Origin of the sequence: Pantoea sp. Ft-CA_14, assembly GCF_024520875.1 — a bacterium.
GTDB lineage: Bacteria > Pseudomonadota > Gammaproteobacteria > Enterobacterales > Enterobacteriaceae > Pantoea > Pantoea agglomerans.
In genome coordinates this window covers 1-388 of record NZ_JALNPM010000033.1, presented here as the reverse complement: position 1 = coordinate 388, position 388 = coordinate 1, and the positions used below count along the sequence as shown (strand labels likewise).

General features: G+C 52.1%; 1 protein-coding gene. It reads right to left on the bottom strand.

Annotated elements, in window-relative coordinates; translation table 11 throughout:
* Nucleotides 1-388: DUF2931 family protein (locus tag NR195_RS22730; protein WP_306278221.1), on the bottom strand; the 388-nt coding region annotated here is incomplete at both ends.

The window sequence follows — 388 nt, the reverse complement described above, 5'->3', positions numbered from 1 at the left end:
CTTTGCAGGCATCCAGTTTATCCCCGGACAGCGTGGTGATTTTTACCGGTTTGACTGGCAGGTTATCACCTCCTGCGCTGTTCTGAAGCCAGATACGGACTTTACCCTCTGGTGCCAGCCCTAACAGTAATGTGTCATACCAGGCCATATTACCTCTTCTGTCCCTGCCGGTTGGCACCGACATTTTTCCCCGAAGGGCCGGTGAGAAGGTGATGCGCGTCTCGTAGGTCTTTTTATCGATAACCGAATCCCAGCAGAACAGCATCAGCGCCGGTGGATGCCGGGCTTTATTAAACTGAGCATGCATCCTGACCCGGTTATTCCATATCTGAGTTGTATCCGGATCCCCTGGAGTGCTGTCCAGCGTTCTGTAAGTGGATACAACTTT